Genomic DNA, 16,850 nt, shown 5'->3' on the forward strand with positions numbered 1-16,850 from the left:
GAAAGTGCGAGAGCGAAATACTATAATTCGTATAACAAGAGAGGAGCAGTCAATATGACTATCATAAACTAACCAATTGGAAACAGTTACAATTTTTTTCCTAAGAAAACCAGCGCAATGGCAATGAACCCGACTCCGGTAATGCCCGGAGGCAGAATATTGGCTTTTACTGAGAGATAAATCATGACAACACCAAGAATGATTAGAAGGTAGGCTACGGCTTTTTTCATTGTTCTTTTTTAATGTTCGCCATTCTGGCAACCATGAATTTATGCAAAAACCGGATCTAATCAAATACAACCGCTATCGAATCATTCATACCTTAAGTTGTCCACGGGATTTAACCGCGCCGCTCGCAGAGATTGTATGCTGACCGTCAGCACCGCAATTGACAAAGAGATAAATGTTGCGACAATAAAAAACAGTGGACTCAATTCTATCCTGAAGGCAAAATCATCTAGCCAGCGTCTGGTTAGAAAATAAGTGACCGGCAAGGCCAGCACGATAGATATGCCTACCAAACGGAGAAAAAAAGCTGAAACAAGATACAAAACATCTGAAACAGAGGCGCCAAGTAACTTGCGAATGCCTATCTCCTTGACCCTCTGCTCAACATGAAAAGCTGACAGGCTGAATAATCCTGAGCAGGCTATCAGAATGGCAATGGCGCTAAATAAGGTCATAATTTTACTGAGCTGATTTTCCAACTGATACTGCTCATTGAATCGCTCGTCGAGAAAATTCAGAGTGAAGACTTGGTCAGGGTATAGCTTGGCCCAGGTATCTGAAACAAACTCTACAGCCTCCCTTACGTCTCCATTAATCTTGATTGACATAAACCCAACACCTCTCTCGGTTGGAAGGATAATCATGGGAGGCACTTGCTCATGTAGAGAGTAATAATGAAAATCTTTTACAACTCCTATAATCTTACCCCCTCTACTTCCCCACTGAAAATCTTGTCCGACGGCCTCATCATTGGTCCAACCAAACTCTCTGGCTCCTGTTTCATTTATCATAAAAGCGTTGGTTTGATCTGTGATCATATCGCTGGAAATATCTCTTCCAGCTACTATCTCGAGTCCATAAAGTCTCAAAAAATCATCTTGTGTCAATAAAGAAAACATGACCTTACTTTGAGATTCATCTCCATTGGGATAGCCTACTCTATTGAGTAACTGTTCTCCCGGAATGCTGTTCGATGCCGTAACCAATCTGATGTTCGGAGATTTCAACAGCTCCTCTTTAAGAATAGAAGTGTTCTCTCGTGCCTGTCTATTGTTCCACAAATCTATAACAGCAACTTGCTCACGATCAAAACCCAACGCAGACTTTAGCATAAAATTAAGTTGTCCATCAATGATCAAAACCCCGCATATCAATAGAGTAGCCATTGCAAATTGCATCACAATCATGCTTTGATTGGCCAATTTTTTACTACTCCCCATATTGAATTTTCCTTTCAGGTTACTTATTGTCTTAAGTGACAGGATTCGTACAGCAGGAAGAAGTCCAGCTGTCAGGCCTACTATGAGTACAAGTACACCTATAGTGGTCATCGAAAACCAACCTGTCCACTGCGTGGTAAGGCTTCTTGAAACCAGGATTTCAAAATAGGGCAGTAAAGGATAAACCAACAGAGAGGACAACATGAAACTAAGGCAGACCAGCCATACGGTCTCAGTCATAAATTGATGAATCAACTGAATTCTACTAGCTCCTAATACCTGCCTCACTCCAACTTGTTTCACAAACTTGGCCGATCGTGCAAAACATAAATTGATAAAGTTGAAAACACTAATCAAAAAGATGATACCCGAGATCCCACCAGCTATTCGTACGTATTGGATATTACCGTTTGACGAAATTTCACTACCTAAATCAGACTTCAAGTGGATATCCCACAATGGCTGTGTAAAGACCTTTATGTTAAATCCAATTTTCTCAGCTTCCTCTCCGTAATTATCCATGACGATATTTTCAACCTTTTGCTCAAAAGCAATGGGATCAACATGTTCCCTTAGTCGAAAATAAGTGTGGGTCCCAAGTGCAAACCAACCTTGAATATGTGGATAGAGTTGCTCACGGGTTTTATGAGAAATCAGATAGTCGAAGGTGAAATGAGATTCATTTGGGACATTGGCAATTACCGCAGTTATCTTTAGATTGAGCGTATCCCTCATTCGTAGTTGTAGAGTTCTCCCTATAGGATTTTCATCCCCGAAATACTTGATTGCCATCTCCTGGGTAAGTACTGCTTCGTAGGGTTCATCGAGAGCTGTTGACAAGTCTCCATGCAAGGACTCAAAACTAAAAATGTCAAAGAATTCCTCGCCAGCAAAAAAGCCTCCGTCTTCGAGAAACACCTCATTCTTAGCAGAAATCATCGTGCCTTGACAATTTCGTATTCTAACCATCGATTCCACTTCTGGATACGTTTCCGCAACGGCTGGCCCGACCAATGCTGATACCCAGGCCAATCGTCGTGTCGGTTGGTTTTCATTCTCTAGCTGATAGCCGAATCTAAAAGTGCGCTCGCCATGTTTGTGAAATTTATCATAGCTCAGTTCTTCGGAAATAAAAGAGACAAGCAAACCACAGGCGGCCAAACCAATGGATAGGCTGATTACATTGATTAAACTATACAGGCGGGAGTTCGCAAGATTTCTAGCGGCATACCGGAAATTGAGCATTTGCATTTCAAATGCACTGAGCCCTTTTTTGTTTGACCTTCTTTTTATGGCAAAAGGCCTGAAAAACATCATTACGTTGAAAACAAACAGGATTCGAGCTTTTGTCGGACCATAAGCCTCCACTCTTCTATCAAATAGCTCTATCAGGTCACCTTCCACGGCATCCGAAAGATCTTCTCTACAGAACCATCTCAAAAACTTTAGAGCCCATTTCGGTGGTCTAATATTGTTTTTTACTTCGTCTGCCATATCATTTCGGGTATTGCGTTCCACATCGAGTTTCTGAGTTCTTTTGACTGCTGAAGACATTTCTTGCCTGAAGTTGTCAATTCGTATAGGCGCTTATTCCGCCCTCCTCTGGCGTCCGTAGCTCCGCCCATGAAGGATTTTAGAAAGCCTTTCTCCTCCAATCTCACTAAGGCTTTATGCACGGAACTAATTGTTGCCTTACGTTTGGTTTGCCGTTCCAGCTCATCTGTGATAGCCAGTCCGTAAGCATCCTGGTATAGGATCCCGACGGTGAGAAGTACGAGCTCCTCAAACTCTCCAATACTTGTTCTCATAATATTATTTGTTTCACCTTTGCCTAGTAAACTGAAAAAATGATGAAAGGGTTACAATTGGGTAATTATTTGTGAAAGCACTCGGACATGGTAAATACCTGAGATGAACGTAAGACCTTTGTGTTCATCCAACAATGCCATTGATAAATTTTAAGAATTAGAGCCGAAAGTAGATTTGGTTTCTTGACATTCCTATAGATATTTGCGCGTCTTGAGATTTCTAAAAAACATAGCCATCGGTCTACTCACTCTCCAAATGATAGGGAGCGTTTGGATGGTTCCTTTGATTCACCTCGATTTTGAGTTAAGACGAAACTACATTGCTAACGTGTTGTGTATCAATCGCGACAAGCCCATGACTGTATGCGGAGGAAAATGTTTTCTTAAAGATCAATTGGAAAGAACAGCGCAAAGACAAAGTCATGAAGCCGAATCTGTCATGCAAGAAATTGAGTTCAATTTCTTCAATCAGGAGATCGGTCAGATGGCATTCGGCCTGTTGTTTCCAGCCGTCGAAACTGACTTTTCCGGATTAACCTCCATGGAATTCTCCAGCACGTTTATTGGTGAAATATTCAAACCTCCCCGTCTTTCATAGTTTATTCTTCTTGATCAGATCCTTCTGATCCTCTTTATTTTAAATTATCTTATAAAGAATTCAATACAAAAATTGTATTGAATGAAGGCGTTATGCTCATGATTTTCATAACCAAAAACTCGTGGCCGACACGCCTTTAAATCATCTATAAACATGAAGACCAAGAGTCAATTAATATTTCTTATCGGCCTGCTTTGTATGGCCATTGGTGCAGAAGCACAACAGATTTTGAACGGAGTAATCACGGATAAACAAACCGGTGAACCACTTATTGGCGCGGAGATCCTCATTCCGGGAACTTCAATGGGAACCTTAACTAATTCCATTGGCCAATTCACTCTTGAAACCAAGGAAGCGGTAAAAATTCTGGAGGTTCACTATATCGGCTATGAAACGCTACAAATCACAGACTTTACTCAAGGCATGCATGTGGCTTTGGAAGAATCCGTGAATTCACTCGAGCAAGTTGTAGTATCGGCCAACAGGGAAAAAGAGCTACGCTCGGAGGTTCCGGCTGCCATAGCAACAATATCGCCCAAGGTCATAGAAGAAACTGCTCCAAATACGCTAGATCAGGTCTTAAACAAAATTCCTGGCGTATTCGTAGCTGACCTGGCCAATGAACAACACATGACCAGTATTAGGCAACCCATTTCTACAAAAGGGCTATTCCTTTTCCTGGAAGATGGACTGCCAACTCGGCCAACTGGTGTGTTTAATCACAATGCCATGAACGAACTCAATCAAGGTGCCATCAGAAGCATCGAAGTCATTCGTGGACCTGTCTCTTCGACCTATGGTGCAGAAGCAATCGGTGGAGCTGTTAATATTATTACGCACGCTCCTTCTGTAACACCTACAGGGCGTGTTGCTGTGAGAAACAACAGCAACGGGCTTACCAGAAGCGATTTCAAAGCAAGCAACACTTTTGGAGAGACTGGTTTTTTTGTTGGCGGATATTACTCGCGAAGAAGGGATGGTTTTTTTGAGCATAGCGATATGGACAAATACTCAGGGACTCTGAAAATCACACAGGTGCTTTCACCAAAGACGGATTTGAATTTTTCATTGACCTATACTGATCATGAAACAGCTATGACCGGAAGTTTGGACAGTGCCTCTTTTTTTGGCGGAGATGTGACCAGTACCCAAACTTTTACTGAGCGCACTGTCAAAGCCCTAAGGGTGCAATCTACCCTCAACCATGACTGGAACGAAACATCCAGCACTACCACCAGGTTATTCTTCCGTAATAATTCGGTCGGTCAAATTCCATCCTACCGCATTCGTACAGATAGAAATTCCGGAATTGTTTCTGGCACTATCAACGAGCAGAGTTTCCGGAGTTTTGGTGGTATTGTTCAACATGCGTTGGAAATACCAAACCTACGTGCCAAACTCATCGGTGGATTGTCCCTGGACTACAGCCCTACCGAGTTTTTCGAGGACTATATCCTGGTGGAACAAAACAATCAGGGTATTAATGTGGGCTATACCGCACTCGATTCTGCTTTAACAAAAAATGAGATCGATTTGACGAATTTGGGTACCTATTTCACGTTTCAAATTTCACCTATTGAAAATTTAAAACTGTCAGCATCGCTCCGTTACGATCGGTTTAATTACAATCATCGAAATTTTCTGACTCCTTCTGCATTCTCAGGTTCACCAAATGCCGAAAGCACCTTTGATGCCGTGACGCCGAAGTTGGGTGCTACCTATGACTTTGGCAACAACCAAGGAGCATACATGAACTTTGCACAAGGCTTTGTTCCTCCACAGGTTGGTGATTTGTATCGTGGCGTGGAGGTTCCAACCTTAGAACCTTCTGTTTATAACAACTATGAAGTTGGTGGCTGGTTTTCCTTTCAGCTGTCAGATCAAATCAAGGGTTACACCAATCTGGCCATTTATCAAGTCAAAGCAACCAACCAGGTCATATCGGTGCAATTGGAAGATGGAACCAGGGAAAATCAAAATGCCGGCGAAACCAAATCCATTGGAATGGAATATATGCTTAGGCTAAGTTTCACTAAACAGCTGCAATTCCGCTGGAGCGGGTCATTTGCCAGACATGAATTCATAGAATTTGTAGAAAACGGCAACGTATACAATGGCAATGAAATGCCACAGGGAGCTCATATCCAATACAATTGGGAGGTCACCTACCGGCCATCGTTTATTCAAGGATTCAGGGTTTCACTTGAAAACCAATTTCTCGGACCTTACTGGATGAATAGTGATAATACCAAAGAATATGGCGGATTTAGCTTATTCAATATTCGGACCGGATACCGCATCAAAGGATTCGACCTCACTTTTGCGGTGCTGAATCTGTCAGATGAACTCTGGTCTCCGCGAGCGAATGCTTCGCGATTTGGTACGACCTATACTTTAGGTATTCCGAGAACCTACCAGTTCGGTTTGGCTTACAACTTTGGAGGAAAATAAGATCATGCAGGCCAGTCGTCTTTCGGCAGGCCTCTCTATTCTTTCAGATATGAAAAAGTCTTCTTACAACTGGATATGGAAATGGCATTTTATCAGTGGTCTGGTTTCATTTCCGATAATCTTTGTATTGGCAATAACAGGCATTATCTACCTGTTTAAAGATCAATATGAAAAGCCAAGGTACGCTTCCATCAGAGAAGTAGAAATAGGTGTCGACCGATTGTCCTATGATGAGCAATGGCTAATTGCTCAAGATCACTCAAATGAACCGATCAGCAGCATCGTCCTGCCTTTAAAGAAAAATCAAGCCACTGAATTTATCTCCGGCCGCTTCTCGGGAAAATCGAGCCTCTTTGTGGACCCCTATTCCGGTAAGGTAACAGGAACGCTAGCCACTCGGGAAACTGATATGTTTAAGGTGCGAAAACTGCACGGAGAGTTATTAATGGGGAGTTTTGGCACCAAAATAGTGGAACTAATCGGAAGCTGGTTGATTGTGCTCATCATGAGTGGCTTGTTCCTATTTTTTCCCAGAAGGAAGAAAGATTGGATTAAGCTTTTTAGGATTCGTTTGACAGCTTCCAGGCCAGTTCTTTTCAGAGACTTGCATCAGGTAGGTGGGTTTTGGTTTTCCATTGTCCTTCTTTTGATCCTGTCGGGCGGCATGCCCTGGACCGATGTATGGGGTGATGGTTTCAAATGGATCCAAAAGCAAACGGGTACCGGGTATCCAATAGCTTGGAACGGAGTAGGAATCAATTCTATAAATAGTGGCGAAAGGATAGCGTTGGATCAGGTCGTTGATTATGCCGAATCCTTGGCATTACCGGGTGAAGTTTCCATCACCTTCCCAAAATCACCTTCGGGCGTTTTCAGTGTGCACAACATCTTCTACCGTGATCAATCTCAACAAGTCGCGGTCCATGTGGACCCATACTCAGGCAAACCACTGGCTTACCTGGAGTGGAAAGATGTAGGTATACTCATGCGAGGAAGAATGTGGGCGATGGCCTTTCATCAGGGACAACTCGGAATCTGGAACTGGATGCTGGTATTAGTAACTGCGATTGGCTTACTTGTTTTGAGCGGAGCAGCGGTTTCGTCTTATTTCTTAAGAAAAAATAGCGAAGACTGGAGTGTGCCACAGACAGCTTCCATCCCGGCTGCTCCTGGGTGGTATGCACTCATTATATTAATCGGTATGCTTTTGCCTCTTTTTGGGCTGAGCATAATATTTATCTGGGGAATAAGCGCTCTGAGAAGGAAAGGAGTGGAACTCATACAAAATAAACGTTTGCTTGATCGTACCTAAGATTTAGAAAAAAAAGGAAGCCGCGTCTCGGCTTCCTTTTAGTCTACTTGAAAAGGTTGTTGGGGTAAAGACTATTGTTTTTTCTGAATTTGCATTTCCATCGATCTCTAATTCTCAGGACTCAGCCACCGGAGACCGGCCCAAACCAATACATAGAGTAGTTAAAAACGGTATAATTATAGGCTTAAGCATGATTCCTATTTTTTAATGATTCTTTGGGAATGGATTAATTCTCCATAGGCTGCAACCTGGACAAAGTACAGACCTCTTTCTCCATTGATCTGAAGTGTCTGCCTCCGGAATGAATTAAAGTGTTCATTAAAAAGAACATCTCCTCCTAGAGAAAGTATCCGAACTTCCACCTGCTTTAGAGACTCCCCAAGATCAATAGTGAAAGAGCCGGGAGTCAACGTAGGGAAAACCCTCGCTTCGGCTTTATTTTCTTGTGCAGATAGAACCCAATCAAAAAACACACACTCGGAAGTAGCGGTACAGACTCCATTGCTTACTTCTACATAGTAGTTACCGGTGGTTGGTGGGGTCAATTGGGGCTGATCCTCTACGCCTATTGGCTCCTCTGTATCACAATCGTACCATCGGTAGGTCGCTCCGGATTGTTCTTCCGCAAACAACACTACACCATTTACTTCTATTTCGGCTATGGGTTCTGGAACTTTCCCAAAGGTTAGGGTGACCAGTGAATCGCACCCGGATTGATTAGTGAATAACTCATCATATACCCCTGATTCGGTCAGTAACTTTGTACCAAATTGGTAGTCTCCACAGCCATCTATGACCGCCTCAACTTCATCTGGTTCGCTAATCTTTAGATTCAACGTCACCAAACTGTCGCAAGAAGATTGATTGGTGAATACGCTGATGTATTGTCCTGATGTGGTCAGTACAGATCCATCAAATTCATAGCTTTCACAGGCCTCTACATTCAAGATTTTGTTATCTCCCTGGAAAGTGAAATCAAGACTGACCAAACGGTTACACCCATCTTCTGTTAGAAAGTTGTGTTGATAAGTTCCGGTAGCGGATAATTGAGTGCCATAAAAATCATATACTTCACAGCTGGCTAACTGCTGCAATTCTATTGCTTCGGATATGCATATCGTGTTGCGGTAGAATCTTGCAACATTACCTTCCTGTAGGTGAGAATTTCCGGTTATTATTAAGTCGTCATCAAAATCACCGTCTATATCAGCAAAAGCAACACCTCCTCGTCTGATACCATGGAATTGGGTGCTTTCAGATTTAGAAAAACTGCCCTCACCATCATTTAAGTAGAGAATAGTAGTGGCACCAGCATAAGATGTGTCCGATTGAGAAATGGAACCCGACACAACAAAATCCAGATCCCCGTCGAGATCAACATCTGCAAATGATGCAGCACTGGAGTGCAGCCCATCAAGTTGCTGAAAAAAGTTAAAAGTACCTGACCCATCATTTTTGTATATCACCTGATCCCCACTCCCACCGATGAGTAAGTCCAGATCATCATCATCGTCCAGATCCTGCAATGCAACATGACCATCGCTAACATCAATAAAACTATTTGTGACATCTTCTGTAAAGTTCCCTATTCCGTCATTGATGTACAGTTTTGTTGAAGCCAAGTCAGAATCATCGAGTCCACTCAGTAGGACATCTAATGTCATATTGCCATCCACATCTCCAATGGCAACAGCTGTCATGCTAACTCCATCTATTCCAGAGACTGAAGTAGTGAAATTTCCAGTACCGTCATTGATATAGAGTTGAGCAACTTTTGAGTCTGAGGCATCCAGACCAACGAGGAGTACATCCTGATCATCATCTCCATCCGCATCAAAGAATTTAGCCTGACCTTTGCCAATTCCTATGAATGGTGTACCTGTATCAAGTGTGAACAATCCATTATTATTCAGATACAGATTGGCGATTGGAACATCAGAATCTGAGAGGCCGGTCAGTAACACATCCTCAAACCCATTGTCATCCACATCTGCAAAATCTAAGCTGGCGTATCGAACACCCGGAAATAGTGCATTCTCATCCAATTCATAATTTCCCAAGCCATCGTTGGTATAAACACTTGTTATCCTGTCCTCATCTATATTCCACCCAGCCATCATCAAGTCCAGGTCTCCATCCCTATCTATGTCTGAAAATTTCAGATCGGATTCACTTAACTCTTCAGTGAGGTTAAATTCTTGCTTCACAAAACCATTTGTTTGATCGTTTATGAAGTACCAGTTTCTTACCGACTCCAGACCACTCGTATAACCATTATGGAAAATATCCTTGTACCCATCACCATTGAGATCCCCCACCGATAGAATTTGACCAAAGCGCAAACCTTCGTATGAATCGCGATCTACGTACTCTCCTGAGCCGTTATTTTTCAAGACGAACATAAAAGATGAATTGCCTATAAGGGTGCCTAGTTGGAACATGATAATTTCCGCAGCTCCATCTCCATCAAGGTCAGTGAAAATGCTTCCCAATCTATTTGACACAACCATTGTATCCAGATTTACGGTTGATAAGCTGTAGACACCATTGCCTTCATTGATATATAATTGATGATAATATATGGTATCAGACTGTATAGTTCCTTCCAATAAAAGGTCTTTATCACCATCTGCGTCTGCATCTGCAAATTGATGGTGTCCATAGTAAAACGCGGGAAAGAATGAATCCGAAACAAGATTAAAATTACCCGCCCCATCATATTGGTAAAGCGCAGTTACCTCAGCAAAACTGCCATTGTATCCGCTGATTATAATATCTCGCTTGCCTCCATCATAAGCTGGAGAAATGGCATGTGCGCCTGCGAAAGAGAAATCCAATGAAATGGATTGATCCTCGGTAAACACTCCATTTCCATCATTCAGATATAAAAAAGCACCCCGATTTGTCGGATCACTTCCAGTAATAAAAATATCAAGATATGTATCTTGATTGATATCTACTACGCTAATATCTCCCTTGGTCGCCGATGGCAGTACTTGCGCAGTGTTTTCAATCAGTCCTGCATCCTGGGTTCCCCAATAAATATGAGTAAGGACAAGTGGGTTAGAGTTTTTATAGTATCGGTAATGTGGTCCTCCAACGACCAAATCATTTATACCATCACCATTGAGGTCACCCTGAGCAGAAACCGGATAGTTTAGACCAAGCGCATGAATTTTGTCCAGATCGTAACTTGTATCCGTTTTTTCAAAATGACCATCACCATCATTTCTATATACGTTTGCTTCACTTACGCCAGAGTTTGTGTCGCTGTATTGAAGGATGTCCTTGTCACCATCATTGTCCATGTCATAGAAGACAACAAATCCGTTCTGCCCTAACTCAAGATCAGCGTTTATATCTGCCGCATTGGATGGATTCATTACCTCAAAAGAAGGATCTTGAGACTGTGCCTTCAGGGAAGAAATACTTCCCTGAAGTAACAAAAGAACTATAATCCACAGTTTAATATCTCTGACAATTTTAATCGTCATCACGGTTTCTTATTCAGCCCTACTTTCCACCCTCCTCTGATGCCCAAGGTTCTACTGGTAGTGTTTTCATCGGCTTCGAAATCAAATTCGAGACTTTCACCGTCATCACCGATTACTAAAGTAACCACCAGTCCGTCATCCCGAGTCAATTCAGTGAATTCATCATTCAGGTCAAAAGAACCCGAAGTAGGCCATGGAAACTCTTCGAGGGTCAGTTGGTCACTGTTGGTTACAAAATTCAGATCTCCATCTATTGCAATCTCAAAACCGGTCAACAGATGCGTGATATCCTGGTCTTCGATGAGGACATAGCTGTCCTCATCTACTGTCCAGGTTTGGGAAATATTATTGATAAATGCCTCTTTGCTGGAGGTATCAAGCGTTGCTTCTGGTCCGCATCCCGTCGTTAGGCTGAGGCTGACAAAAACTGTTAGTAAAAAGGGTATAATTATAGGCTTATGCATGATTTCTATTTTTTAATGATTCGTTGGGTATTGATAATTGTGCCAGCGGCACGTACCTGAAGGAAGTATATCCCGGTAGGCTGCTGAACTTGAAAAGTTCCTGATGTAAAGGACCCGTATGACTTATTGTAAAGCATGGTTCCGTCCATTGAAAGCACCCTTATATCTACATCGTTTGTAGGATATTGCAAATCCACGGTTAACTCTCCATTAGTAAGTGTTGGATACACCCTAACCTGATTCACAATGGGTTGAGTTGTGGAAAGTACCCAATCAAAAAACACGCATTCGGAGGTAGATGTACATGCCCCATTGCTGATTTCGACATAGTAATTGCCAGTAGCCGGTGGGGTCATTTGTCGTTGATCTTCTCCTTCTATAACTTCCTCAGTATCGCAATCATACCATTGATAGGCTCCTCCGATTTCTTCAGTGGCAATCAGTACTACTCCATTCACTTCTACCTCTGCTAAAGGCTCTGTAAATTGAACAAACGTGAGTGCAACAAGCGAGTCACACCCGCCCTGATTAGTAAATACTTCATTGTATTCACCGGATTCAGTGAGCAGTTGTGTACCAAATTGGTAGTCTCCACAGGCATCTATGACCGTCTCAACTTCTTCTGATTTGTTAATCGTCAGATTCAAGGTAACCAGACTATCGCAGTTTTGTAGGTTAGTAAACATACCTTGGTATTGTCCTGTGGCAGTCAACACATTCCCGTCAAAAAGGTAACTGTCACAGGCTGATGCGTTTTCTACTACATTATTTGATTGAATTGTAAGATTCAAGGTCACCAGACTATCACATCCCACTTCATTTGTAAAGAATCCCTGATACTGACCAGAGGCAGTCAATGTCGAACCATCGAACAGATAGCTGTCGCAAACACCGACGTCTTCAATCACATGATCTGATTCATTAATTGTTAGATTGAGTGTGACAAGGCTATCACACCCAAACTGGTTCATGAACATTCCTTGATATTGACCGGTGGACATCAATGTATTTCCATCAAATTCATAACTATCACAAGACACTACATTTTCAATCAAAATATCTGGATCATGGATCACAAGATTTAGTGTCACAAGACTGTCGCATCCATGAGTATTTGTCAGCATTCCCTGGTATTGACCGGAGCTTGTAAGCGTCATTCCATCAAATTCATAACTATCGCAGGCGTCAATATTCTCTACCACAACATCATCCGAATGTATGGTCAAATTCAAAGTCACCAGGCTGTCGCATAGATGACGATTGGTGAATATACCCTGATACTGACCAGTAGTAGTCAGCGTCATTCCATCAAATTCATAACTCTCGCAGGAATCAATATTTTCCACAACATTATCCGACAGTATGGTCAAGTTTAGCGTCACCAAACTATCGCAACCCACCTGATTCGTGAACATACCTTGATACTGGCCCGAAGCAGTTAATACTGCTCCATCGAAAGTATAATCATCGCAAACTTGTACGTCTTGATTGACGTTGTCAGCAAATTTATCTGCATGTACGGTAACCGTCCAGTACTGGCTGTTTGATCCATCTTCTGCAGAAATCAAGTATGTGACAGGAATACTAAAATCATTGGCGGTAACTCCACTTATTTGTGGAATAGAACCACTCATCCCTAGAACTTCAGCTGTAGCTCCGGGGGAAAGCTCGAATGAAAAAATAAGGGCAGTAGGGTCTGTGCAATCTGCTACAGTCACGTCAATGGTATGGTTCACAGGATCAATTATGGCCGGTGCCAACAATTCTATTACCGAAGCACTCTCAAATCCGGCACTTTTCAATATCATATTCGGATTTGCAATAGTACTTAGCGCATCACTAGGTACGTCAAAATCTCCAAAACTTGCTCCTGAACCCAAATTCCGATAGATCTCTAGGACACTTCCATCAGTAAGGTTGGCCCCTGTCAAAATAATATCAGGTTCCCCATCATTATCCAAATTATCACTAGTGATAGAGAGGGTAAATATATTTGTACCAATATAGACCTCATCACCAAAACTTATACTGCCTACCGTACTTTCATTTTCTAAGATGCTAAATCCATTGAATAAGTCTGAAAAGAACATGTCCAATTTGCCATCACCATTGATGTCTGAAAGGGACATCCAACTAGCTTTTTCACTTAAATCGGTGCGCACAAAACTTAAAGAACCAGGTGAGCTGGTATTTCTAAACAATTCAATTTTGTTTTGGGAACCGGAAATCATAGGAGTAGCGATAGATGAAACTGCAATATCAATTGACCCATCCTCATCAAAGTCACTAGTGACAATGTGTTTCGGTTCTCCGCTTAAACTATAATCTTGTTTGGTAGAAAAACTTGAGGTTCCAACAGAACTAGTATTGAGCAGAATAGACAATGATCCTGAGGCATTCGCTACAAGTAAATCTGGTTTTAAATCTAAATCTATATCTGCAATGGCCACACGGGAAGGTTGATCACCTGTTGCAAAATCTACCTTGGTCGCAAAGCTAATAACTCCAACACCGGAACTTGTATTTCTAAGAATTGATACCACATCATTGTCCCAATCTACAACAGCAATATCCACTTTCCCATCACCATCCACATCACTCACAGCCAATGAGGTCGGACTGGAACCTGCAGCAAAATCTACCTTTGCATCGAAACTAATACTTCCACTACTGGTATTTCGCAAAATAGAGATATTTCCAGATCCCCCATTTACTACTGCCACATCTAGCTTACCATCAGCATCAAAATCTGCGGTTACCAATTCACTTGGACTAGAACCGACCTGATAGTCTACCCTGTCCTCAAAATTGATATCTCCAATGCCAGTGCTTGAATTTCTCAACAATGATATATCATCATCCATCGAATTGCTTACTAGTATGTCCAACAGTCCATCTTCGTCCAAATCAACTGTGACACTTTCCCAGGGACCCATTCCTGTTTCAAATAATTCAGATGTATCAAATGACTCCTCTGCAATATTTCCATCACTTTCGAATGTAACTTCAAAGGGTTTTGTAGACATAGCAATTGATCCGTTTACTAAAACCGAAATCCGTTCATAAGATGCTCCCGGCGGAACAATTATAGTCAGGTGAGTAGAAGTGGCCGAAGTAACGGTGGCTTGTGCTGTCCCGAAAAATACTTCATTATTCGCTGGTGTGGGGTCGAAATTGGTACCGTTCAATATTATGCCAGAACCAACTGGCCCACTGGTAGGGGTAAAGGTAGTAATAGTTGGCACTTGAGCTACTACCTCACATATAGTTAAACATAGCACTCCAAGGAGGCCTATTAATTTTCTCTTCTTCATAGCTTATTATTTTAAGATTAAAATTTTGACCATTTAATAAGAATGGCCAATTCGCTTTTATTGATTTTTAAATCGTCAAAGCGCAGGATGAATGAGACAATTCAAAATTCCATGCACAATAGTATATTTTGAATACTGAATAGGATCAACATGACAGGTCACTAAAGGTCACGCTAAGAATACAAAAGGTTACAATGAAGGTTACAACAGGTTACGTTTATTTTAAAAATGACTTCTATTGCCGTTGATGGCTGTTTTCAAGGACTAGATGTTTTTTATCAATTCATTCAAATCTACCGCCCCACCTAGTTTTTTTCTAATCCTGTGGCGTGCAGATTTGATAGCGCCTTCTGTAGTATTTCTGAAATGAGCAATGTCTTTATTACTTAAATTGAGGCGGATAAGATATATGATTTCAATTTCTGTCTTTGTAAAATCGGGATAGTGTTCTTTTAGACGTGATTCAAACTCGGCGTTTACATGATCTAATTGGTCTTCAAAAAAGTCAAACTTCTTTTCCTTGTCTACCTGCATTCGGAGGTCTAGAATCAAACTGTTCATCTTCTTAATTAAATCGGAGGGTTTCGCTCTTTTGAGTTGTTCCAAATCTTCCAGAAGTGCATTCTTAAATTGATAACGCATTTTATTATCAGAAATTACCATGGTTAAGTCGCTCTCTCTGAATAGTAGGTCACGTTCGAGTTGGTTTTTGTCAATCAAAACATTGTTATACCTTTTAGCCAAGGCAAATGAAAGGGCAGACACTTCTATTACAGAACCCACCATATATAGGTTCTCGGTGATGAAATTGATGGGCAATACACCTACCAACAATAGCACGTACATCACTACTCCAATCCAACCGATGAACCACGCCACCAAGTAATATATGGCATTGCGATCACCGTGGCGTATGGCTACAATACCCGAGACCACAGCAGTAATTGTGAACAGCAGGGTGGCATAAGAAAGCATTTTGAAGGTCGACGGGTAACCCACTGTATGGAGAACATAGGGAAACAGAATTGCGAATAACCCATACCCTACCACGGCATAAAACATATAATAGGCCAACTTGCTGTATTCTCGAATATTGATAAAGCGGATGCAGAAAAAGGAGCTTAGTATTGAAAAACTCGCAATATTCACCGGCACAAAAAACAAGGACAGTTCAGGTTGATTATTGAATACATAGCCTGTAAAGAAGCCTTTCAACGTTAACGTTGCGATTAACGAACCAAAATTTGAAAGGGCATATAGTAGATAAAGCGGGTCATTAATACCGAAGCCTAAAAACAGACTGTAAGCAGTGATGATGATTAACGCACCCAGATAAAAACCAATAGTAATGGTAGAAGCCTGTTCATACTCAGCATGTTCGTAATCAGACGTCACGTATATGGCAAGTTGCTTACTGTGCATGCTGACAATTTTTAAATAATATTTAACCGTGTCTTGAGCGGCAACCTGTATTCTGAAATAATTGGAGGTACTATGTTTGAATTCTTGTTCTCTAGCCACCAGTGCTCCGGTCATTTCTTTTTCAACCACCCCTTCCGATGAGTGATACAGCACTAAAGTGTCAAGAATAGGCTTATTGATCCTAAGTATTCGACTGACATCCTTATTGCTTGAATTGGCAAAAGTAAAAGCGAGCCAGTCCGCTCCGATATTGTAGCCAAAATTCAAAATTTCGCTTTCGCAAACTTCGAATTCTCGGTTTTGAACTTCCCCATAATCCAGTTCATTCAAAGGATCGTAAAAATGCGAGAAGTGCAACCCAATAGGAGTTTCTACCGGTCTAACTATATCTAGTATACTTTGCGCAGCAAGTTCTATTGCACATTGTAAGACCATATAAATAACAAGTGCCAACCTGAGCATTACTTTTTTTCGGTAATAGTAGAGTGGTCCTATTTTCTTTCCAAGAATATAGTAGTACAAAAGGTAACAGATGTCAA

At 41.6% G+C, this 16,850-nt stretch carries 10 protein-coding genes; 3 read left to right on the forward strand and 7 right to left on the reverse strand.

Features of this window, described 5'->3' with window-relative positions:
* Nucleotides 1–86: 86 nt before the first annotated feature.
* The 3 genes from ABJD64_RS14930 to ABJD64_RS14940 form a co-directional block, all read right to left on the reverse strand.
* Nucleotides 87–230 (reverse strand): hypothetical protein, encoded by a 144-nt coding sequence (locus ABJD64_RS14930; protein WP_348182906.1) that lies wholly within the window; start codon nucleotides 228–230, stop codon nucleotides 87–89.
* 81 nt (nucleotides 231–311) lie between these two features.
* Nucleotides 312–2,942, reverse strand: coding sequence for an ABC transporter permease (locus tag ABJD64_RS14935; RefSeq protein WP_348182908.1), 2,631 nt, complete (start codon nucleotides 2,940–2,942; stop codon nucleotides 312–314).
* Complete coding sequence (locus ABJD64_RS14940; RefSeq protein WP_348182910.1) at nucleotides 2,927–3,256, reverse strand: helix-turn-helix transcriptional regulator; 330 nt, start codon at nucleotides 3,254–3,256, stop codon at nucleotides 2,927–2,929. The genes ABJD64_RS14935 and ABJD64_RS14940 overlap by 16 nt, the downstream gene beginning before the upstream one ends.
* A 211-nt stretch (nucleotides 3,257–3,467) precedes the next feature.
* Between ABJD64_RS14940 and ABJD64_RS14945 the strand changes: the two genes are divergently transcribed.
* From ABJD64_RS14945 to ABJD64_RS14955, 3 genes are all read left to right on the forward strand, one after another.
* Entirely contained in the window at nucleotides 3,468–3,854 is a 387-nt protein-coding gene (locus ABJD64_RS14945) for a hypothetical protein (protein WP_348182912.1), read from the forward strand.
* A gap of 153 nt (nucleotides 3,855–4,007) precedes the next feature.
* Entirely contained in the window at nucleotides 4,008–6,305 is a 2,298-nt protein-coding gene (locus ABJD64_RS14950; RefSeq protein ID WP_348182914.1) for a TonB-dependent receptor, read from the forward strand.
* Nucleotides 6,292–7,617, forward strand: a complete 1,326-nt coding sequence (locus tag ABJD64_RS14955; RefSeq protein WP_348182916.1) for a PepSY domain-containing protein — start codon at nucleotides 6,292–6,294, stop codon at nucleotides 7,615–7,617. Before ABJD64_RS14950 ends, ABJD64_RS14955 begins: the two co-directional genes overlap by 14 nt.
* 197 nt (nucleotides 7,618–7,814) lie before the next feature.
* Here the strand turns inward: ABJD64_RS14955 and ABJD64_RS14960 are convergent, their stop codons facing one another.
* The 4 genes from ABJD64_RS14960 to ABJD64_RS14975 form a co-directional block, all read right to left on the reverse strand.
* A complete protein-coding gene (locus ABJD64_RS14960; protein WP_348182918.1) occupies nucleotides 7,815–11,111 on the reverse strand; it encodes a VCBS repeat-containing protein in 3,297 nt (1,098 codons plus the stop codon).
* Nucleotides 11,111–11,575 carry a hypothetical protein gene (locus ABJD64_RS14965; RefSeq protein ID WP_348182920.1) on the reverse strand — a complete coding sequence of 155 codons (465 nt, stop codon included), beginning with the start codon at nucleotides 11,573–11,575 and terminating at the stop codon, nucleotides 11,111–11,113. The genes ABJD64_RS14960 and ABJD64_RS14965 overlap by 1 nt, the downstream gene beginning before the upstream one ends.
* A 5-nt stretch (nucleotides 11,576–11,580) precedes the next feature.
* Entirely contained in the window at nucleotides 11,581–14,889 is a 3,309-nt protein-coding gene (locus ABJD64_RS14970) for an FG-GAP-like repeat-containing protein (RefSeq protein WP_348182921.1), read from the reverse strand.
* 264 nt (nucleotides 14,890–15,153) lie between these two features.
* The gene (locus tag ABJD64_RS14975) at nucleotides 15,154–16,833 is read right to left on the reverse strand and encodes a 7TM diverse intracellular signaling domain-containing protein (protein WP_348182923.1); all 1,680 of its coding nucleotides are present in this window, start codon (nucleotides 16,831–16,833) and stop codon (nucleotides 15,154–15,156) included.
* Nucleotides 16,834–16,850: the final 17 nt, after the last annotated feature.

This window comes from Reichenbachiella sp., assembly GCF_039944555.1.
Classification (GTDB): Bacteria; Bacteroidota; Bacteroidia; order Cytophagales; family Cyclobacteriaceae; genus Reichenbachiella.